The sequence below is a fragment of the Dialister sp. i34-0019-2H8 genome (assembly GCF_042846925.1).
In the GTDB taxonomy this organism is placed as follows: Bacteria; Bacillota; Negativicutes; order Veillonellales; family Dialisteraceae; genus Dialister.
Map to the genome: position 1 here is coordinate 1,383,777 of NZ_BAABYQ010000001.1, position 19,935 is coordinate 1,403,711.

The following is a 19,935-nucleotide window of genomic DNA, read 5'->3' on the forward strand; positions in this document are numbered from 1 at the left end:
TCGATCTATTGTACTATTGATCTCTGCTTTGAGTCAACGCAAAAAGCCCCTTCCCATTCGGGAAGGGGCTGGTAGCTGGTGGCGGGTGACTTGTTACTGGTAGCTAGGAATTAGTGGCTAGGGATTAGGTTTGCGATACGAGAAAACCGCTAGTCTCAAACCTCCGCGGCGCTTCTGTTTTTTATGCGCCGTACCACCATTTCTCATTTCTCATTTCTCATTTCTCATTCAATCGAGGCTTTCGCGCACAATCAAGGAACGGCACACCCCATGAGCTAACGCTGAACCCAAAGCTATGTTACCACGTTGTGAATCAGTGGTAACATAGCTTTCTATTATCTGTTATGTCCGAAGAAGGTTTTCGCGACTTCAGGGAATGAGATGTAGCTCAGGAGGTCTTCCATGGAGGCATTCGGATAGCCGTCTTCGGCGAGGCGTTTCCGATAAGTATCGAGCTCAGGCGGGATCATATCCGCCGGACGGCAGGTGATTGGCTCCTGATTTCCGATGGCTAGGCGTTTCACTTCCGGATCGATGGGCCCCGGTGTACGGCCATACTTTCCCGCGACAAGGTTTCTGACTTCCTGCGGAATCATCTTGTAGCGTCCGAGGACGACATTCATGACGGCCATGGTGCCTACGATCTGGCTCGTCGGGGTGACGAGCGGCGGGTATCCGAGTTCTTTTCTGACACGCGGCATTTCAGAGAGAAGCGCATCGTATTCATCAGCGACGCCCATTTCTTTCATCTGGTTCAGAAGATTCGACAGCATACCGCCCGGGATCTGGGAAGAGAGGATCTTGGGATCGATGGAAATATTCGTATTCAGATGGAAATCTTCCTCCAAGTCTTTTTTGACGCGCTTGAAATAATCCGCCACTTCGCCCAGTCGTTCCAGATCCAGCCCGGTATCGTAGTCTGTCCCCTTGAGGGCTGCCACGATGGACTCGGTGCAAGGCTGGCTGGACGCACATGAGAAGGGCGAAATCGCGGTGTCGATGATATCGACGCCGGCTTCGATGGCTTTGAGATAGGTCATATCGCCCAGTGCTGAGGTGAAATGGGTGTGAAGCTCGATGGGGATGTGGATTTCTTTTTTCAGTGCCTGAATGAGCTTGTAGGCATTGTACGGGAGAAGGAGTCCCGCCATGTCTTTGATGCAGATGGAGTCAGCCCCCATTTCTACGAGTTCCTTCCCCAGCTTCACAAAGTCCTCGTCTTTGTGATAGGGACTCACGGTGTAGACGATGCAGCCCTGGGCATGCGCGCCAGCTTCCTTGGTTGCACGCATGGCGGTCTCCAGATTTCTCGTATCATTCAGTGCATCGAAGATACGTATGATGGAAACGCCGTTATCTACGGATCGCATGATGAATTCACGGACAACGTCATCTGCCATAGGATGATAGCCGAGAAGGTTCTGCCCGCGAAGCAGCATCTGGATCGGGGTTTTGAGATTCTTTTTGAGAAGACGGAGCCGCTGCCAGGGGTCTTCATTCAGAAAACGCAGGCAGACGTCAAAGGTCGCCCCGCCCCACGCTTCGATGGCATGGTAACCGATGCTGTCCATTTTCTCAAGGATCGGCAGCATATCGACGATGCGCATGCGGGTCGCCGCCAGAGACTGCTGTCCATCGCGCAATACCGTTTCTGTGATTTTCACTGATTTCTTAGCCATAGTGATACTCCATTCTTGTGCTTGTCACAACGTAATTTCATGTTGTCATGAATATAACACGGCTAAGAAGATAAATGAAATTTATAACGTTAATGATTGTATTAGGAAGTTTTATGGCCAATCATTAAAAAGGTTCAGGATTAGCCTTCGGGGCGCGCCGCCCTTTTGACTGCGTGCGAAAGAGGTTCAGCAGGTTCTATAGGTTCAAAAGGGGGGCGGCGCATTTCATCATCCTGAGCGGAGAAAAACGTCGTATGTTAAGGAAACGCTGATTCAATCGCAGAATCAGATTTCATATGGATTTTTATACATAGTGTCGTCGACATTCTCCTTAAATAGCTCGCTATTCGCGCCCTCTGTCTCCTCGCTCTGTATAAAAACCCAAGAATGAAATCTGATAACGATTTAATCAGTGTTTCCTTAAAAATGGCTTATCTGAAAATATGAGAACTGAGTCGAAGGATCTAAGCGCCGCGGAGTATAAATAATGGCAATGCCCGAAGGCCTGCGGATGGCAGGCTTCCCGTTTTGGGTTTCCACACATCGACCATTGAGCCGCGAATAACAAAGATTTCTCGCTTCGCTCGAAATGACGATACGGGAGTCTGATGTCTCTTGGTCTCAGTCTCTTAGTCTTTTAGTCACTAGTCACAAGAGATCACAAATCCTTAGTCACTCGTTTTTAACAACTTTATGAATTCCTTCACCGCCGCCGGTGTATAGGATCCGTGCGGCAGGAGCAGGCGGTAGCGGCGGATGGCGTAGCGGGAGCGGAATGTAAAGAAACGGATGTGCTGCTCGGTCCCGTCGACAAGGCGGTCGCTCAAGAAGGAGGCACCGATGCCGGCAAGCGCAAGGCGATAAGCGGTGACGAGCTGCGGCACTTCGATATATCTCTTGGGATTCACCCCTGTTTCTTCAAAAATTTTCAGGCTGCGCGCCCCGAGATTGATATGCGCATCGATGGCGATGAAAGGGATCTCGGGAAAATCGGATAGCTCCACCTGAGGAGCATCTTTTGCCAGATGGCGTCCCGCAGCTACATCACCTGCCGAGAGAGCCTTGGAAAGCAAGGTCTCCGGCAACGCAAAGTCCGAGGGCAGAGCCAGCAGGATGTGGTCGCTGAAGCTCTCGTAGTTCTCGAATTCCTGAATGACGGATTCGTCGCAGCTGAATGTAAAATCAAGCTTATGTTCTTTCAAAAGGTTGATCAGCTGGTCCGAGCTCGTTTCCTCCATGCGGATATGGATGTGCGGGAAGCGGCGCGTGAAGCGCGTGATATAGGGCGGAAGCAGATACGCATTCATATAGTTCGTCCCGCCAAGACAGATGTCCCCGCTCATGAGGCCGTGCAGGTCATCGATCTGCTGTTTCATTTCCTGTTCGAGGAGCATTTCTTTCTTGATATAGGAAATATACATCTCACCCACAGGCGTCAGCGTGAGCGGACGCTGCCCGCGGTGGAAGAGCGCGGCTCCGATTGCCTTCTCTACTTTCCTGATGGCGATGCTCAAAGCCGGCTGTGTGACAAAGAGCGCTTCCGCTGCTTTCGAAAAGCTGCCATTGACATAGACCTGATATATATATTTTTTCTCCAGCTCCATAATATAAATCTCCTTTATGAAATCATTAGTATGATTAAATTGATTATATAATGCATAAAGCGTATAGTAAAGGCATTCGATGAGAAAAAAGAATGATCGAAGGTCAGAGTTCAGAAAAACTGATGTAACAGATCCGACACATCCTGTGGGTCCTACATGGATGGAACGGTGCCTAGGATGGATGAAACGCACTCCCTCCTCTTTGCGCCTTCAGGATCCACGGAAATCCGATCATATCCATTGGATTTCCTGTAACGCACCCTTCGAGAAAGGATGATCCCTATGTCAAATACGATGTACCAAGTTTCCACACTGCAGGCTCTCATGATGGGAGACTACGAAGGACACATATCCATTCGTAAGCTTTTAAAAAAAGGCGATACAGGGCTCGGCGCCTTTGACAGTCTTCACGGAGAAATGATCCTGTTAGATGGCATCTGCTATCGGGCGCTCGAAGATGGCCATGTGGAGGTCTCGCAAGAAGAAGACCGCTCCCCTTTTGCCGTCGCTTCTTTTCTGAAAGAGGACGACTCTTTCCCTATCAGTGCCCCTGATTTCTCTGCGCTGCAGAAGGCGCTCGATGCGAAACGCATTCGTCAGGGAAAGAATAATATCTGCCTTTGCCGCATAGATGGCGACTTTGAAAAAATCAAAGCGCGCTCGGAAGTCCCGCAGGCAAGGCCATACCGTCCGCTTGCAGTCGCCATGAAAACCGACCAGCGGGAATTTACCTTCGAACATGTATCGGGCAGTCTCGTCTGTGTCTATTTCCCGCCCTACATGGATAAGCTGAATATGGCAGGCTGGCATATCCATTTCATTTCCAAAGACAGGCGTCATGGCGGTCATGTCTTCGGTCTATCCCTGACCAAAGGCAGCGCGCACCTCGCCTCTCTTCCCTCTTTCGAACTTGCCATCCCGCAGGAATCCGATTTCCAGCATCTCGATCCCACGGTCTCGAAAGAAGATATCGAAGCGGTAGAAGGGAAGAAGGCGTAACGTGTTCAAAGGGTTTTATGGATGCTCTGGGGAAACGCTGATTCAATCGCAGAGTCAGCTTCTACGAGAATTTTTATACATAGCTTCGTCATAGCCTTCCTTAAATAGCTCGCTATTCGCGTCAGGTGATTCCTCGCTATGCATAAAAATTCAAGAGTAAAACCTGACAACGATTGAATCAGTGTTTCCCTTGGTTTCCCATAAGTAAAATGACACGACGTATCTTTTAATGCGCCGCCTTTCCCCTGTACCTCTCGAACCTTTCACGCCTCATTCCTCATATCAAAAAGGAGCCCTCATGAAGCAATTACTATCCATCATCGCACACAATCGTCCGGGTGTGCTCTCCAAGATCACCGGACTGATCTCACGCCGCGGCTACAATATCGACAGTCTGATGAGCGGCACCACAGAAAAACCAGGCTATGCCCGCCTTACGATCACCGTCGATGCGGATGACCGCACCGTAGATCAGATCTCCCGCCAGGTCGAAAAGATCAGCGAAGTCGAGAAGATCACAGTCCTCAAAAAAGAAACAAGCGCCCTTCGCAGCATGCTCCTCATCAAGGTGCACGCAGGTGACAAGCGTATGGAGATCCTGCAGCTTGCGGCTGCTTTCCGCTCCCATGCCATCGACATCACCGGTGACAGTATAACCTTCGTAAATACAGGCAGCGAGGACAAGCTCCATGCGTTCGTGAATGCCCTTCGCCGTTACGGCATCGTCGAAATGGTCCAGACAGGCGTCGTCGCTCTGGCTCGCGGTGATGAAGCTTTGATTTTAGATGGCTCTCGCTATGAATGGCCTGAGCAGTATGACACTGTAGGAGGTAAATGAGATGAAATTGACAGGTGCAGAAGTCATGGTCAAATGCCTCCAGGCAGAAGGCGTTTCCACTATTTTCGGTTATCCGGGCGGTGCTATCCTCCCCTTCTACGATGCCCTGCGCGATGAGACATCGATCCGCCATATACTGACCGCGCATGAGCAGGGAGCAGCGCACGCTGCCGACGGCTATGCCAGAGCGAGCGGTACTGTCGGTGTCTGCTGCGCGACCTCCGGCCCGGGGGCGACGAACCTCGTCACCGGCCTTGCGAATGCTTTCCTCGACTCGATCCCGGTCGTCGCCATCACCGGACAGGTGAAGCGCAGCACCATCGGCCACGATGCCTTTCAGGAAGTCGACATCTGCGGCATCACTATGCCGATCACGAAGCAGAATTTCCTTGTGAATAAGCCCGAAGAGCTGGAACAGACTATGCATCTTGCCTTCCAGATCGCCAGAAGCGGACGTCCCGGGCCTGTACTGATCGATGTACCGAATGATGTGCAGAAAGCCATGATCGAGTACCAGGGAAGAAAGCTCCCGGCCCTCTCTCCGAAAGCCCCCGATCCCATGCGTATCGATCTTGCCATCGATGCTCTCAGCAAAGCCAAGCGCCCGGTCATGCTCGTAGGCGGCGGCGTCGCCATTTCCGGTGCCCAGTATGAAGCCGTGCATCTCGCGGAGAAGCTGAATCTCCCCTGCGCTAGCACCCTCATGGGGCTCGGCTGCATCAGCTCCTACCGCAAGCAGTACCTTGGCATGGCCGGTCTTCACGGACATGAACGTGCAAACCGCGCGCTTGCCGAAGCGGATGTCATTCTTGCACTGGGCAGCCGTTTCAATGACAGAGAAACGGGTGACCGCGCGACATACAGCCAAGGCAAGACCATCATTCATGTCGATATCGACCCCGCTGAATTCCATAAAAACATAGACAGCCGCATTCATATCGCAGGTGACATGCGCACCATCATCAATATGCTCGAAAGAGGCTCCTCTTTTCACGATCTGTCCGCATGGTGGGACAAGATCCTCACCTGGCCTTCTATGGACGAAGACTACGGAGAGAATACCGCTCCCCTCTTCATTCAGGCACTGAATCCGCTGCTCAAAGGGAAAGACTATCTCTGTGCCACCGATGTCGGACAGCACCAGATGTTCACCGCGCAGCATCTCAAAGTCGAGTACGCCCACCAGCTCATCACCTCCGGCGGCCTTGGCACCATGGGATTCGGACTGCCGGCTGCTATGGGCGCAAAGCTGGCGAAACCGGAAAAAACCGTTCTTCTCGTAGCCGGCGACGGCGGATTCAAGATGACAGGCAGCGAACTCTTCACACTCGCCTCCTACCATATCCCGGTGATCGTCATCGTCTTCAATAACAGCGGTCTCGGCATGATCCGCCAGCTGCAGCAGACCGGATACAAGGAACGCTATATGGCCTGCAACCTTCCATCGTATGTAGACTTCGTGAAATATGCATCCGCTTTCGGCCTTGCCGGCGAACATGTCTCCACGCCCGAAGAGCTCACCGCCGCTGTAGAAAAGGCTATGAAACTGGATCAGCCTTACGTCATCGAAACAGCCATCCCGCCCAAAGACATGGTCGTCCCTATGGTCGCAGCCGGAAAAGGCATCGACGTCTTTGTCCCAGGACTCGGAGAAAAGGACATCGATGTAAAGGATTAGTGATGAGTGTCTGGTGGCTAGGGATGAGGCGACGCCAAATGACAGATGTCAAGTGTCAGATGGCTAACGTCTGATATCTGATCACTGACTTGTTCGTATCCTCCTTTCGACCTGCCCACGGGACTGCCCGCTCACACGGATCCACATAAAAAAGCTCCATGCCTTCGCATGGAGTTTTTTGTGTGATGTATTGTATTACACGGCCATGATGCCATTCTGATCGAAGTCGAGCACGAGGTAGCGCGCCGTCATCTTGGCGGAGCGGAATCCGTCGACCATGGCTTCACCGACCATGTGCGCTTTCTCCGCAGGGGCGAAGGCAATGATGGTCGGGCCGGAGCCACTGATGGTCGCTCCGTAGGCGCCGGAATACATGGCATTTGCAATGACCTGACTGGAGCCCGGGATGAGATCCAGACGATACGGGACATGGATGCAGTCGTCGAGGCCGAATTTCAAATACTCGGGCTTCTGATACATGAAGGCAGCCATCAGGAAGGAAACGGCACCGATATTATGCACAGCATCACTTCTGCTGTATGTCTTCGGAAGCACGGCTCTGGCTTTTTCCGTGTGAAGCTCGAAGTCCGGGATCGTGACAACTGCTTTCCAGTGGGACGGGATGTCGATGCTTTCCGCTGTGACATGGCCATCCTTCAGAAGTGCCATGCAGAAGCCGCCTAAGATCGCAGGCGCCGCATTGTCGGGATGCCCTTCCATCTCCGCGGTGATATTCAGGATCTCTTTCCTGTCGAAGGGCTCCCCCATCAGCAGGTTCGCAAGAAATACGCCGGAAGCAAGTGCCGCTGAGCTGCTGCCGAGGCCTCTGGCAAAGGGGATACGGTTGATGAGGTACATGCTACCGCCGGGGATCTCTTTTCCTGCCTTTTGGGCCGTTTCCGCCATCGCCTGAATGATCATGTTATCCATTCCGGAAGGGATCTGGTCTGCGCCTTCCCCTTCTGCGCGGATCACGGTATCCTTAAGCTCTCGTCCTTCCTCGGGGACGAACTGGACGACATTGTAAAGGCCGAGCGACATGCCGAGGGTGTCAAAGCCGCTTCCGATATTCGCCGTGGTGGCCGGTACACGGACGATGTATGTCTTATTCTCTGTCATCATTCATGACCCTCACAATGTTCGCGACCTGGCGCATGCAGGGCAGGACCTGCAGGGCTTTTTCGACTTGAATGATATTTTCGCGAGGCGTATCCTGCGTGATGATCATCAGTTCCGCTGCGTCCTCGAAGCGGCTCTTCTGCACGACTTCCTTGATGCTGATGTCATGGTCGGCATACGCAGAAGCGATCTGGGAGAGGACGCCCGTCACATCGTCGACGATCAAGCGGAAGTAGTAGGAGTTCTTCAGCTTCAGGGAAGAGTAGAATGGGATGCGCTTGGTTTCCGTCAGCATCATGCCGGTGCCGGTGGAGCCATTCATGATGTGTTTCGCGGTGGAGATCACATCTGCCATGACCGCACTGGCTGTCGGGAGCGAGCCGGCGCCGCGTCCGTAGAACATGACGTCATCGACGATGTTGCCGGTGACATAGATCGCATTGTAGGAGCCTTTGACAGAAGCGAGCGGATGGGTGCGCGGTACGAAGGCCGGATAGACATTGAGCGCGATGCCATTGTCCTGCCGGGTACCGACAGCGAGCAGCTTGATGGCATAGCCCATCTCACTCGCATACTGTACGTCCTTCTGGGAGATCTTCTCGATGCCTTCAACGAGTACGTCATCAAAAGTGACGTTCGCACGGAAGCCGATGGAGGCGAGGATCGCGAGCTTTCTGGCTGCGTCGTAGCCGCAGACGTCATTGGTCGGGTCGGCTTCTGCAAAGCCCTTCTTCTGCGCCACGCGAAGAGCATCCGAGTAGCTGACGCCTTCTTCGTCCATACTGGAAAGAATGAAATTCGTCGTCCCGTTCACGATGCCTACGATGCTTTCGATCTCATTCGCCGCCAGGGAATCGTGCAGCGGACGAAGGATCGGGATACCGCCACCGACACTGGCTTCACAGGAGAAATTCACATGATTCTCCATCGCGGTATGCATGATCTCCGGTCCAAAGAGCGCCACGACATCCTTATTGGCACTGACGACGCTCATTTTGTGATTGAGTGCCTCAAAGATATACTCCTTGGCCGGATGGATGCCTCCCATGACTTCGACTACGATGCCGATATCAGGGTCGGCCATGATCTCTTCAAAAGAAGATGTCAGATGGACACCTTCCAAGAGAGGTACATTTTTGTACTTGTCCGGATGACGCACCAGTACATAGGTGATTTTCAGCTGACAGCCCAGCTGTTCTGCCATCATCTGGCTGTTTCTTTTGATGGTTTCAGCGACGCCGCTTCCGACGGTGCCGAAGCCAAGGAGTGCAATATTGATTGTTTTCATAAAATCTCCTCCTGATCAAGGATGCATTGAAAAGCGGGAAATGAGGGCATCTCACGGATCGGTTTTGCGCAGAGCGCAAAACGCGATCCCAGTCACTATCTGCCAGCTATCTTCCCTATTCTCCTGCTTTCAGCATGGCTTCCTGAAGAACAACGGACTGAATTCCTTTCATGGACTTGACTGCATCTTCCAGAACTGATAATGGTTCCGATGCATCTTCTATCTGCAAGGTCATGGTGACAGAGACGAGCTTCTCCCCCGCCCGGCTGCGGTTCATGGAAAGGATCTCGAAATTTCCTTTCATGACGCGTCGCATGAGTCGGGCAAAGTGAGGATACTCCTCCGTCATGACTGTGGACAGCATGGCGATCCTGAGCGCCCGGCTCCGGGCTGACGCTACATGATCTTTATATTTATAATAAGCACTGCGGCTCATATCGACTTTTTTGACAGCTTCATTGATGGATCCGCAGATCCCGTCATTCAGCAGCTCTTTCACTTTGATCGTTTTCTTGATGGCTTCCGGAAGTACCTTCAGATCCACCAGGTAAAATTCTTCTTTTCCTTTTTTCATAATGAACCGTATGACAGAAAGGTATGGGGCGTGTCACAGACGGCCTGCTCCCCGCCCGTTTCCCTATTCTATAAATTGAAATAAAATCACCGCAGCGGCCACGGAGACATTGAGTGACTCGACCGTGCCCGCGAGCGGAATATATAAATTCATGTCGGTCATCGCGAGGAGCTCCTCGCGGATGCCGTTTCCTTCATTGCCAAAAACGAAGATCCCTTTCCGGATCTCTCCCACCGTTTTGTAGGGGACGGCATGCGAAAGGGCTGTCCCGTAGAGCGCAAGACCGCTCTTTTCTCGGATCAGGGAGATCTGATCCACTGTCAGATCTTCATAGACAGGGACGCGCAGGATGCTCCCCATGGAGCTTCGCACCGCTTTTTCCGCAAAAGGATCGGTGCATCCTTTCGTAAGAAGGACTGCCTTGACGCCGGCTGCTGCCGCACTTCGAAGGATCGTCCCCATATTGCCGGGGTCCTGCACCGCATCCAGCAACACGTAGTATCCCTCAAGCGGGTGCATCAGTTCTTCAATGTCTCTTTTTTTCTTAGAAGCCAAGAGCATGATGCCCTGTCCATGCTGTGTGCCGGAGATGAGCTTCATGAGTCCCTCATCGAGTTTGAGAAAGCGCCAGGAAAGTGCTTCTCCCTCTTTCATGAGTGCCTTGAAGCGTTCATTTTCCAGCTGGTTTTCTGTGAAAAAACAGGTACATGCTTTCATGCCCTGACGGAGAGCATCCTCGACGCTGCGAAGGCCTTCCATCAGGAACATGCCATAGGCCTGCCGGTATTTTCTCTGCTTCAGCTGCAGTGCTTTTTTGATCCACTGGTTGCTGCGGCTCCTTATTTCTTCGATCATCCTGTCCTCCAAAGCATCATGTCCTATCGGCGATACTATCCATAAAAGCTGTGCGTGCATAAGTTGAGAGGTTCCTATCGGTGCAATGAGGTTTATAGGGAAGGAGGGTGTACTATCGCAAGCTCCTCCTAAACCCATGAAGCCTGACAGGTCTCTTTCCTGGTCAGTGGCTCATCCGATGGTGAAATGTCCTGCCAGCTTCTCCCGCACGAATGCTTCTATATCGCCGCCCGGGAAAAGGAATCCGCGGATGCCCGCCTTCTCTGCGGCTTCGACATCGCGTTTTCCATCCCCGAAAAGGACCGCCCGGTCTTTGTCTATGCCGTATGCATCAAGTGCACGAAGGATCATCCCCGGTGCCGGCTTGCGGCAGCTGCATACCTGATCATACGCGGGAAGGGGCGCACCGGGAAGGTGCGGACAGTAGAAAAACTCTGTGATATGCCCGCCCCATTTTTGAAATTCTTCATTCATTTCCCGATGGAGCTGCCGAACCGTTTCTTCGGTGAAATAACCGCGTGCCACACCGCTCTGGTTCGTCACGACAAAGAGAAGAAAGCCGGCCTTGGTGAGCTCGGCTACGATCTCCCTTGCGCCTTTCACCCAGCGCAGCTTCCTCATCTGATGCACATAGCCATCATCTTCATTGAGGACGCCGTCGCGGTCAAAAAAGACCGCTTTTCTTCTGGTGTCCATCATTTCGTCCAGTCCATCTCATCGATGATCTGGCAGATGATATGCGCCGCGAGCATGTGGATCTCCTGAATGCGGGCGGTCACATCGTCGGGTACCACCAAAGAGGCATCGCACCAGAGTACCATGGCTCCGCCGGTCTTCCCGGTCGAGCCAATGGTCGTCAGCCCTTTTTCTCTCGCTATTTTCAGCGCTTCGAGCACATCCGGACTGTTTCCGCTGGTAGAGATCCCCCAGAGGACGTCCCCCGGATCTCCGAGTCCTTCGACTTGACGGGAAAAAACACGGTCAAAGCTGTAGTCATTCCCGACGGCGGTCAGGATCGAGGTATCTGTCGTGAGGGCGATGGCAGGAAGAGAGCGGCGCTCGTTATGAAATCGCCCGACAAATTCCGCAGCGATGTGCTGCGCGTCTGCAGCGCTGCCTCCATTGCCGCAGATGAGGATCTTGTGACCAGAGCGCAGGGCTTTTTCGCAGATCTTCGCCATATCTTCGATGACAGGATAGAGTGCACGGCTCTTTTCCAGTGCTTTCTGATGGTCATCGAAGCATTTTTCTATGAGTGCTCTCATTTCTTTTCCTCACCCTGAGCGGCCTTAGACGAAGGCTGCTGATTGGTCATCAGATTCTGAAGCTCTTGCATGAATGTATTGATATCCTTGAATTCGCGATATACGGAAGCAAAACGGACATATGCGACCTGATCGAGCTTGCAGAGCGCATCCATCACGATGTTGCCGATCTCCGTGGTCGGAAGCTCACGCTTCGGATCGTTGCGGATCGTATGTTCCACCAGATCGATGATCTCTTCGATCTGGGCAGAGGATACATTCGTCTTTTCACAGGCTCTGGTGATACCGTTACGGATCTTGGATCTATCGAAAAGCTCACGCTTGCCATTCTTCTTGATGACACGAAGCGGCAGTTTTTCTACGGTCTCATACGTCGTGAAACGGCGTCCGCAAGAGAGGCACTGACGGCGGCGGCGAATGGCTGCGCCTTCATCCGTATCTCTGGAGTCTGTCACTTTCGTATCTCTGCTTTTACAGAATGGGCATTTCATATCGAATTCTCCTTCTTAGAGTTAACAAAAAGCAAAATCAATAAAAGCCACACTGCATATGCGGTGTGGCTTTTCAGACAGGTAGAAAGAGCCGGTCTGTCTCCGGTCAGGAGAATACGGATGCGATCATGGTCCGCATCCTCCCTCTCTCTCCATATGGTGCCATATCAGAAAGAGAGTCATCCATGAGAGCAGTCAGTCGGCGTATTTTCCCTTATTTTCTGAGGAATTCCGGAACCGCAATTCCCGTGCTCGGGCGGACAGCATTGCTGAATCTGTTTCCTGCCTGCGCCGGAGCCTGTGCTTTTTTCTTTTCGCCGAAGCCGGTCGCAATGACAGTGATCCTGACGGTATCGTTATCGAGGGTATCATCGACAGAAGTACCCCAGATGATGTTGGCATCCGGATCGGCTGCTTCGGTAATGATCTGGGATGCTTCGTTGATCTCAAAGAGTCCCAGGTCTTCATTGCCGGTGATATTGATGATGATGCCTTTCGCACCATCGATGCTGCGTTCGAGAAGCGGGCTGTTGATAGCCATGGAAGCGGCGTCGCTCGCACGGTTGTCGCCGGTGCCGATGCCGATGCCCATGAGCGCTTCGCCTTGGTCACTCATGATGGTCCGAACGTCCGCAAAGTCCAGGTTGATGATTCCCGGTACGGTGATCAGGTCGGAAATGCCCTGGATGCCCTGACGGAGTACATCATCCGCGGTCTTGAAGGCATCCTTCAGAGATGCTTTCTTATCCATGATCTGCAGCAGCTTGTCATTCGGTACAACAAGGATGGCATCGACGCTGTTCTTCAGACGTTCGATCCCTTCCTGAGCATTTCTTGCTCTGACCTTGCCTTCGAATGTGAATGGTTTCGTCACGACAGCGATGGTGAGCGCGCCCAGCTCTCTGGCGCACTGTGCAGCTACCGGAGCCGCACCTGTACCTGTACCGCCGCCCATGCCGGCAGTGACGAAGACCATGTCTGCGCCCGCCAGTGCTTTGGAGAGATCTTCCTTGGATTCTTCGGCTGCCTGTTCACCGACTTCCGGTTTTGCACCGGCGCCGAGACCCTTGGTCAGCTTTTCACCGATCTGAATCTTGTTATCTGCTTCGGATTTATTCAAAACCTGGGTTTCGGTATTGACTGCAATAAATTCAACCCCTTTGACCTGGGCATCGATCATGCGGTTAACTGCATTATTTCCGCCGCCACCTACACCAATTACTTTAATGTTTGCCATTTCAGACTGTTCCATGTTCGCTCCTCCTTCAGGATATTTTGCGTCATGTATGTAAGGAAACGCTGATTAACTCAGGATGTTATCCACCTATATTACATTTCTGCTAATCATATGTACCATTGTACAATACTTTCCACAAGTTCGCCACCGGTAGAATGAGACAATTTGCAATTTTCCCGGTTAAAATCTCTATTTTTTCAGTTTTATAAAGGGAGAGGAGAGATTGGCGTCCACATATTCTACGGAAAGGCCGCGCGCCTTCACATCCCCTACCATATTCTCAGCCAGTTTGGCCTGCGCTTCCATGTCACTGCCGCTGCCAAGTCGGACGGTGATGCCATCTCTGGTATAAGCGCGTATGTTTTCCGGATTTCCGATATTGATCTCCGAAAAGAACCGCTGCCCTTCCGGAGAGAGTGCATTGAGAAAAGCGAGTGCTTTGTCCAGGTCTTCCTGCGACACGGTATCTCCGAGGAGCAGGTTTTCCATGCGCTTTCCTGTGATCATAGCGACGTCGCCCTTCCGGATCGACTGCACGGAATCGATCACCATGCCCTCTTTATCCAGCACGACATAGCTGTACTCCGCCTGCATGATGGCCAGCGGCTCTCTGTCTTCGATGTGTACTTCGAGAACAAAGGGAAATCCACGGCTCACCTCGACATGAGCCACACGAATGTCATGAGAAAGACGCTCTGTCAGGCCGGAGGCGCTGATCTGCAGCACATTGACCGGCTGGCGGATCTGCCCTTCGAAAAGAATATCCTCCATCGTGAGAGCCTTCGTGCCGGTGAGATGGATATAGCCTAAGGGCAGCGGCAAAAGAAATATGCCAAGTGCCGCAAGGAGAAGTCCGCCGCCTGCGAGCAGGATGGACTGCCTGATACGGAACCCCTTCCTTTTCTTTTTGCGCGATACCCGGGGTGCCTCCTTCGCCTCTATGTCTTGCGAAGGATCTTCCGGTGTCACTTCCGTCTCTTCCCGCGGCTTCTGCTCGGGGATATTTCCTTCATGCAGCTCGCGCCGGAAATCATTGAAGCTTTTAAAATTATCCATAAGAATCAAATCCTGTTTGTATAAGGTTTTACGGAAACGCTGATTAAATCGCAAAGCCGAATTTCATATGGGTTTTTATACATAGCTTCGTCATCATCCTCCTTAAATAGCTCGCTATTCGCGTCAGATGATTCCTTGCTCTGTATAAAAATCCAAGAATGAAATCTGACAACGATTTAATCAGTGTTTCCTTAGGTGTAAGGTTTGCGTTTTAAGGAGACATCCGTAGGACGTGCCGTCCCCGGTCACTGAGATCACACCTTATCCAGACCCGCTTCGAGGAGAATTTTTTCGCAGAGCGCGGGGAATGAGATCCCCGCCGCTGCGGCGGCCTTCGGGACGAGGCTCGTCGCCGTCATGCCCGGAATGGAATTGGCTTCCAGAAGATGCGGACGGCCGTCGCGATCCGTCTTGAAGTCGAAGCGGCACGCACCATCACATTCCGCCGTGCGATAGCCGGTCTCTGCGAGACGGCTCATCTCTTCCGCAAGCGCCTCCGGGATCGGAGCCGGGACGAGGTAGTCTGTCGCGCCCTTGGTGTACTTGGAGTGGTAATCATAAGACCCCGAATGCGGACAGATCTGAATGACCGGCAGTGCTTTGCCGTCCAGCACGGAAACGGTGAATTCGTCTCCGGAAAGGAAAGCCTCTGCCAGGATCCTGGGTTCTACCGAGAAGACACGGTCGATCGCCTCTTTCAGATCTTTTTCTTCCTTTACGATCTCGATGCCGATGGTCGAGCCTTCACAGGCGGGCTTGAGGACGACAGGAAGGGTAAAGCTCTTACGAATGTCTTCTTCTATATTTTCCTTCCCATCCTTCAGATAGTACGCCTTGGAGAAGGCCATGGGAAGGCCCGCCTGCTTGAAGAAATGGCTGCTCATGATCTTATCCATGGTGATGGCACTCGAGGTCACACCGGAGCCCGTGTACGGGATGCGGGCGAGCTCGAGTACGCTCTGGATGGTGCCATCCTCCCCGTACTTGCCATGTAGCGCGATGAATACGGCATCTGCCTTCGCTTCTTTCAGCTGCTCCACCACATGGTGCGGGTCATACTCCATAGAAATGGCCTGATAACCAATGGAGGTCAGGGCTTCTAAAATGGCCTTCCCTGTATTTCTGGAGACTTCCGCCTCTCTGGAGGGTCCTCCCATGAGGACCACGATTCTGCTCTCTTTAGTAATCACTTTTTCAACCCTTTATCCTTCACCAACTGAATGAGCTCTTCCCCTGCGCGGTAAATACTGCCAGCGCCCATGGTGATGATCATATCTCCCGGCTTTACAAAGTCGTAAAGCGCCTGAGACACGCCTTCCACCGTTTCCACATAGTGGATGTCCTTTTCCGGCAGACGCTGATGGACCAGTGAGGGGATCAGATGTCCGTCGACACCTTCGATCGGTGCCTCACTCGCCGCATAGATATCGGTGAAGAAGAGTACATCTGCATCATCGAATGCTTCGGCAAACTCCTGCTGCAGAAGCTGCGTGCGGGAATAGCGGTGCGGCTGGAAGGCGCAGATGATGCGATGATCGCCTGTCTCTCTCGCTGCTTTCAGAGTCGCTTTGATCTCTGTCGGATGGTGTGCATAGTCATCGACCACCCAGAGATCATTTTCTCTGGATTTCGTCTCGAAGCGACGCTTCACTCCCACAAAGTGAGACAGCGCCATCTCGATCGTTTCCATCGGGATGCCGCAGTAGAGCGCTGCGATCACGGCGCCAAGCGCATCACGGATATTATGCGACCCCGGGATCTGCAGCTCGATGGTGCCGAGCGTCTTTCCCTCATGCACCACATCGAAAAGCAGATGTCTCTTTTCGTATCGCTTGTTCACGGCCCGATAGTCTGCTTTTTCATTGAGGCCATAGGTGATGCAGGTCTTATGGATCTCGGGCAGAATCGCACGGACGCCTTCGCTGTCTGTGCATACGATGGCGACGCCATCCTCATAGCAAATATGGCTGATAAATTCGGAGAATGCACGGCGGATATTTTCGACGCTGCCATAATGATCCAGATGGTCATCCTCAATATTCGTCACCACCGTCATATAAGGGGAAAATTTCAGGAAAGAGCCGTCGCTTTCGTCCGCTTCCGCGATGACATACTCGCCCTTTCCGAGACAGGAATTTCCTCCAATATAGCTGGCTGCCGCCCCGAGAACGATCGTCGGGTCTTTGCCTGCTTCATAGAAGATCTGTCCCACCATGGCAGATGTCGTGGATTTCCCATGTGCGCCTGCGACAGCGATGCCTTTGCCCCAGTGGAACATGGCCGCCAGCACGTCGGAGCGATGGAATACCGGAATGCCAAGACGTCTCGCTTCCAGAAGCTCTGGATTTTCTTCGGAGATCGCCGAAGAAATGACAACGCAGTCTGCGCCCTTCACATGAGACGCTTCATGCCCGATATAGATCTCTGCGCCTTTTTTTCGGAAATCGCGCAGAAAGGGAGAGTCTGCCACATCGGAACCGGAAATGCGCTCCCCCTTATCGAGCAGAATGACGGCCAGCGCACGCATGCCCATACCGCCGATCCCTATAAAATGGAATGAATGATACTTCGTGAGGTCCATAATCGTCTTCCTTTATTTAATGAGCGACAGTGCAAGTCTTGCGATATCCTCTCCGGCATGCACTTTTTTCAAAGTGCCAATGGACTTCTCCATCGTCTGAAGATCTTCGGGATGCTCGCGAAGCGCTGTGATATTTTCAATGAATCGGGCGCCTGTGACGTCCTTATCCAGAATCATTTTCGCCGCTCCCGCCTCGGAAAAGACGCGGGCATTGTATGTCTGGTGATCCTCTGCCGCATAGGGATACGGGATCAGGATGGCCGGCAGCTCTCTTGCTGCGACTTCTGCCAGACTGATGGCTCCCGCGCGGCAGATGATGAGATCAGCGGCTGCAAGCGCATTCGGCATATGATACTCATAGCGGATGATGCGGCTCGCAGAGCCATAATGTCCGTCTTCATCAGAGCCGAGTGCGCTCGTGATCTTGTCATATTCCAGCTCACCCGTCACATGGTAAAGGCACAGGTTCTTCGCGTCTTTGAAGTGGCGATGCACATCCAGCATGGCGGTATTGATCGTCCTCGCTCCGCGGCTGCCGCCGGTGACCAGTACCATGAAGGTATCCGGCGAAAGCCCGAGCGCCCTGCGGGATGTCTCCCGCTTGGCTTCCATAATGTCGGGACGGATCGGATTTCCTGTATAGATGCATTTCTCCGGATGCGGGAAACGGGAAGCGGCTGCTTCATAGCCCAGCGCGATCTTATCGACCACACGGGAAAGGATCTTATTCGTGATCCCGGGGATCACATTCTGCTCCTGGATCAGCGTCGGTATATGAGACAGCGCTGCCGCCATCAGGATCGGCCCGCATACATAGCCGCCCGTCCCGATGACTACATCCGGTGCGAAATCCTTCAGAATCCGGCGCGCCTTGAAGAGGCTCCCTGCCGCATGACACAGGATGCTGATATTTTCCAGCGTCAGCTTCCGCTTCAGGCCCGAAGCCGGCAGCGAGGCGAAACGATACCCTTCCTTCGGAATGATACGTGACTCCATCCCATTCGGCGTGCCCACGAAAAGAAATTCTGTTTCTTCCAGTTTTGCTATTTCCTTAGCAATGGTGATGGCCGGGTAAATATGTCCCCCCGTACCGCCGCCAGATAAAATAACCCGTTTCATGAATGCTCCGTTATAATCAGTGAGAAAACAGGGATCAGGGATCAGCCTTGGAGACATCAGATGTCAGATGTCTGGCTTCTGACTTATTTTCTGACCCCGACCCATTTACATAAGGCTCTTTACGTTTTTCTTAAAATCCATGCCGCGCTCTTCCATATTCTTGTACATATCGAAAGAAGAGCAGGCCGGTGAAAGGATGACGACATCCCCCGCTTTCGCCAGTTTCTGTCCGAGGAGGACGGCCTCTTTCATAGAGGATACGCGGTGGATCGAAGAGACGCCCGCCTCTCTGGCCGCTTTCTCGAAGCGCTCAGCCGCCGCTCCCAAAAGGATGAGCTCTTTCGTATGAGAGCGCACGGTCTGCATGAAATCAGAAAGAGGCGTGCCCTTATCATGACCGCCGGCGATCAGGATGACCGGCTTGTCGAAGGCCTCCATGCCTTTGATGGCTGCATCGGTATTCGTAGCCTTGGAATCATTGTAGTAGGAAACGCCATCCAGTTTGCGAACAAATTCGATGCGGTTCGGAAGAGCAGCAAAGGTCTTCAGTGCCTCTATGATGACAGCTGTGTCGACGCCGCCCTCATGCGCCAGAAAAGCGGCAGCCAGACAGTCCTCGATATTCTGCCTTCCCTTCAGCAAGAGCTCACCTGCGGTGCAGAGAGGAATGGTTTCTCCCCGTCTCTTCAGCACGAGACGGTCACCGGAAAGGCATGCACCTTCCTCGACCCCGTGCGATGTGGAGAGCAGGCACACATGAGTGTGTGCTTCCGCCTGCTTTTTCAGCATCGGCGTATACGGATCGTCAGCATTCAGAAGGATGCAGTTCGTTTCGTCCATATTTTCAAAGATCCGCGCCTTGGCTGCCACATAGGCCTCCATGGTGTGGTGACGTTCCAGATGATCGGGCGTGATATTCAGGATGACCGCCGCTTTCGGCTGGAAGTGGGTGATGAATTCCAGCTGGAAGCTCGAAACCTCTGCTGCGATCAGACCATTCTCCGGCACCAGCTCTGCTTCGCGGGAAAGGGAGATCCCCAGATTTCCTGCCAGAGCAAAGGGCCTTCCCGAGTGGGAAAGCATGCTGCCAAGAAGCGTCGTGGTCGTGGTCTTCCCATTTGTTCCCGTGATGGCCAGGATCGGCGCCTTCGTCACGCGATAGGCGAGCTCGACTTCACTCAAAACAGGGATGTGCCTTTTCATCGCCCCCTGGATCACGACATTTTCCGCCGGGATGACAGGGGAAACGACGACGGCATCCATCCCGTCCAAAAGGCTCTCAGACTGCGCGCCGAAGCAGAACTCAGCCCCGAGCCCGATGAGCTCTTCTTTTTCTTTGTTATTCTGTATCTGATCCTTGAGATCAGAGATCACGACATGGGTTCCATGACGGAGAAGTACATGAGCCGCGCCAAGGCCACTGATACCGGCGCCCAGAATAAGTACATGTTTCAAAGCTATACCTCCCATGAATGGTAAAACATGGATAGTCGGCGGGAAGGGATGGGAATAAAAAGCATCAGCTTTCATCCCCGATCTCTGCCTCCCGTTC

18 protein-coding genes are annotated in these 19,935 nt (G+C 52.8%); 3 read left to right on the forward strand and 15 right to left on the reverse strand.

What is annotated here, in order from left to right; translation table 11 throughout:
• Window positions 1-335: 335 nt before the first annotated feature.
• Together ACGG9R_RS05950 and ACGG9R_RS05955 are read right to left on the reverse strand one after the other, a co-directional pair.
• Window positions 336-1,679, reverse strand: coding sequence for a pyruvate carboxylase subunit B (locus ACGG9R_RS05950; RefSeq protein WP_390152690.1), 1,344 nt, complete (start codon window positions 1,677-1,679; stop codon window positions 336-338).
• A gap of 668 nt (window positions 1,680-2,347) precedes the next feature.
• Window positions 2,348-3,283 (reverse strand): LysR family transcriptional regulator, encoded by a 936-nt coding sequence (locus tag ACGG9R_RS05955; protein WP_390152693.1) that lies wholly within the window; start codon window positions 3,281-3,283, stop codon window positions 2,348-2,350.
• A 282-nt stretch (window positions 3,284-3,565) separates the two neighbouring features.
• Between ACGG9R_RS05955 and budA the strand changes: the two genes are divergently transcribed.
• The 3 genes from budA to ilvB all read left to right on the forward strand — a co-directional run bounded on the left by budA (window position 3,566) and on the right by ilvB (window position 6,798).
• Complete coding sequence (gene budA, locus ACGG9R_RS05960) at window positions 3,566-4,282, forward strand: acetolactate decarboxylase (protein WP_390152696.1); 717 nt, start codon at window positions 3,566-3,568, stop codon at window positions 4,280-4,282.
• Window positions 4,283-4,580: 298 nt separating this feature from the next.
• Window positions 4,581-5,120 carry an acetolactate synthase small subunit gene (gene ilvN, locus ACGG9R_RS05965; protein ID WP_390152699.1) on the forward strand — a complete coding sequence of 180 codons (540 nt, stop codon included), beginning with the start codon at window positions 4,581-4,583 and terminating at the stop codon, window positions 5,118-5,120.
• A gap of 1 nt (window position 5,121) precedes the next feature.
• Window positions 5,122-6,798: a biosynthetic-type acetolactate synthase large subunit gene (ilvB, locus tag ACGG9R_RS05970; RefSeq protein WP_390152703.1), complete on the forward strand. Its 1,677-nt coding sequence runs from the start codon at window positions 5,122-5,124 to the stop codon at window positions 6,796-6,798.
• Between the two features lie 195 nt (window positions 6,799-6,993).
• On the opposite strand, the gene thrB is transcribed toward ilvB, so the two are convergent.
• From thrB to murD, 13 genes are all read right to left on the reverse strand, one after another.
• A complete protein-coding gene (gene thrB / locus ACGG9R_RS05975) occupies window positions 6,994-7,920 on the reverse strand; it encodes a homoserine kinase (RefSeq protein ID WP_390152705.1) in 927 nt (308 codons plus the stop codon).
• A complete protein-coding gene (locus ACGG9R_RS05980; protein ID WP_022106436.1) occupies window positions 7,904-9,205 on the reverse strand; it encodes a homoserine dehydrogenase in 1,302 nt (433 codons plus the stop codon). The genes thrB and ACGG9R_RS05980 overlap by 17 nt, the downstream gene beginning before the upstream one ends.
• Before the next feature lie 115 nt (window positions 9,206-9,320).
• Window positions 9,321-9,779 (reverse strand): amino acid-binding protein, encoded by a 459-nt coding sequence (locus ACGG9R_RS05985; protein ID WP_390152709.1) that lies wholly within the window; start codon window positions 9,777-9,779, stop codon window positions 9,321-9,323.
• A 63-nt stretch (window positions 9,780-9,842) separates the two neighbouring features.
• On the reverse strand, window positions 9,843-10,634 hold the full coding sequence (locus ACGG9R_RS05990; RefSeq protein ID WP_022106434.1) for an RNA methyltransferase: 792 nt from the start codon (window positions 10,632-10,634) through the stop codon (window positions 9,843-9,845).
• Window positions 10,635-10,805: 171 nt separating this feature from the next.
• On the reverse strand, window positions 10,806-11,333 hold the full coding sequence (locus tag ACGG9R_RS05995; RefSeq protein ID WP_390152712.1) for a D-glycero-alpha-D-manno-heptose-1,7-bisphosphate 7-phosphatase: 528 nt from the start codon (window positions 11,331-11,333) through the stop codon (window positions 10,806-10,808).
• Window positions 11,330-11,899: a D-sedoheptulose 7-phosphate isomerase gene (gene gmhA / locus ACGG9R_RS06000; RefSeq protein WP_022106432.1), complete on the reverse strand. Its 570-nt coding sequence runs from the start codon at window positions 11,897-11,899 to the stop codon at window positions 11,330-11,332. The genes ACGG9R_RS05995 and gmhA overlap by 4 nt, the downstream gene beginning before the upstream one ends.
• Window positions 11,896-12,390, reverse strand: coding sequence for a transcriptional regulator NrdR (gene nrdR / locus ACGG9R_RS06005; RefSeq protein WP_022106431.1), 495 nt, complete (start codon window positions 12,388-12,390; stop codon window positions 11,896-11,898). The genes gmhA and nrdR overlap by 4 nt, the downstream gene beginning before the upstream one ends.
• A gap of 214 nt (window positions 12,391-12,604) precedes the next feature.
• Window positions 12,605-13,642, reverse strand: a complete 1,038-nt coding sequence (gene ftsZ / locus ACGG9R_RS06010) for a cell division protein FtsZ (RefSeq protein WP_390152715.1) — start codon at window positions 13,640-13,642, stop codon at window positions 12,605-12,607.
• A gap of 174 nt (window positions 13,643-13,816) precedes the next feature.
• On the reverse strand, window positions 13,817-14,683 hold the full coding sequence (locus ACGG9R_RS06015; protein ID WP_390152717.1) for a cell division protein FtsQ/DivIB: 867 nt from the start codon (window positions 14,681-14,683) through the stop codon (window positions 13,817-13,819).
• A gap of 254 nt (window positions 14,684-14,937) precedes the next feature.
• On the reverse strand, window positions 14,938-15,873 hold the full coding sequence (locus ACGG9R_RS06020) for a D-alanine--D-alanine ligase (RefSeq protein ID WP_390152718.1): 936 nt from the start codon (window positions 15,871-15,873) through the stop codon (window positions 14,938-14,940).
• Window positions 15,870-17,264, reverse strand: coding sequence for a UDP-N-acetylmuramate--L-alanine ligase (gene murC, locus ACGG9R_RS06025; protein ID WP_390152720.1), 1,395 nt, complete (start codon window positions 17,262-17,264; stop codon window positions 15,870-15,872). Before murC ends, ACGG9R_RS06020 begins: the two co-directional genes overlap by 4 nt.
• Before the next feature lie 12 nt (window positions 17,265-17,276).
• Window positions 17,277-18,383, reverse strand: a complete 1,107-nt coding sequence (gene murG / locus ACGG9R_RS06030; RefSeq protein ID WP_390152722.1) for an undecaprenyldiphospho-muramoylpentapeptide beta-N-acetylglucosaminyltransferase — start codon at window positions 18,381-18,383, stop codon at window positions 17,277-17,279.
• 105 nt (window positions 18,384-18,488) lie between these two features.
• Window positions 18,489-19,838: a UDP-N-acetylmuramoyl-L-alanine--D-glutamate ligase gene (gene murD, locus ACGG9R_RS06035; protein ID WP_390152725.1), complete on the reverse strand. Its 1,350-nt coding sequence runs from the start codon at window positions 19,836-19,838 to the stop codon at window positions 18,489-18,491.
• Window positions 19,839-19,935: the final 97 nt, after the last annotated feature.

Bases quoted from the DNA above. Each gene is read 5' to 3' on its own strand.
- ilvB (WP_390152703.1), top strand. From the start codon at position 5,122: ATGAAATTGACAGGTGCAGAAGTCATGGTCAAATGCCTCCAGGCAGAA.
- ACGG9R_RS05980 (WP_022106436.1), bottom strand. From the start codon at position 9,205: ATGAAAACAATCAATATTGCACTCCTTGGCTTCGGCACCGTCGGAAGC.
- murG (WP_390152722.1), bottom strand. From the start codon at position 18,383: ATGAAACGGGTTATTTTATCTGGCGGCGGTACGGGGGGACATATTTAC.
- murC (WP_390152720.1), bottom strand. From the start codon at position 17,264: ATGGACCTCACGAAGTATCATTCATTCCATTTTATAGGGATCGGCGGT.
- ACGG9R_RS05990 (WP_022106434.1), bottom strand. From the start codon at position 10,634: ATGATCGAAGAAATAAGGAGCCGCAGCAACCAGTGGATCAAAAAAGCA.
- ACGG9R_RS05985 (WP_390152709.1), bottom strand. From the start codon at position 9,779: ATGAAAAAAGGAAAAGAAGAATTTTACCTGGTGGATCTGAAGGTACTT.
- ACGG9R_RS06015 (WP_390152717.1), bottom strand. From the start codon at position 14,683: ATGGATAATTTTAAAAGCTTCAATGATTTCCGGCGCGAGCTGCATGAA.
- ACGG9R_RS05995 (WP_390152712.1), bottom strand. From the start codon at position 11,333: ATGATGGACACCAGAAGAAAAGCGGTCTTTTTTGACCGCGACGGCGTC.
- ilvN (WP_390152699.1), top strand. From the start codon at position 4,581: ATGAAGCAATTACTATCCATCATCGCACACAATCGTCCGGGTGTGCTC.
- gmhA (WP_022106432.1), bottom strand. From the start codon at position 11,899: ATGAGAGCACTCATAGAAAAATGCTTCGATGACCATCAGAAAGCACTG.
- ftsZ (WP_390152715.1), bottom strand. From the start codon at position 13,642: ATGGAACAGTCTGAAATGGCAAACATTAAAGTAATTGGTGTAGGTGGC.
- ACGG9R_RS05955 (WP_390152693.1), bottom strand. From the start codon at position 3,283: ATGGAGCTGGAGAAAAAATATATATATCAGGTCTATGTCAATGGCAGC.
- thrB (WP_390152705.1), bottom strand. From the start codon at position 7,920: ATGATGACAGAGAATAAGACATACATCGTCCGTGTACCGGCCACCACG.
- nrdR (WP_022106431.1), bottom strand. From the start codon at position 12,390: ATGAAATGCCCATTCTGTAAAAGCAGAGATACGAAAGTGACAGACTCC.
- ACGG9R_RS05950 (WP_390152690.1), bottom strand. From the start codon at position 1,679: ATGGCTAAGAAATCAGTGAAAATCACAGAAACGGTATTGCGCGATGGA.
- budA (WP_390152696.1), top strand. From the start codon at position 3,566: ATGTCAAATACGATGTACCAAGTTTCCACACTGCAGGCTCTCATGATG.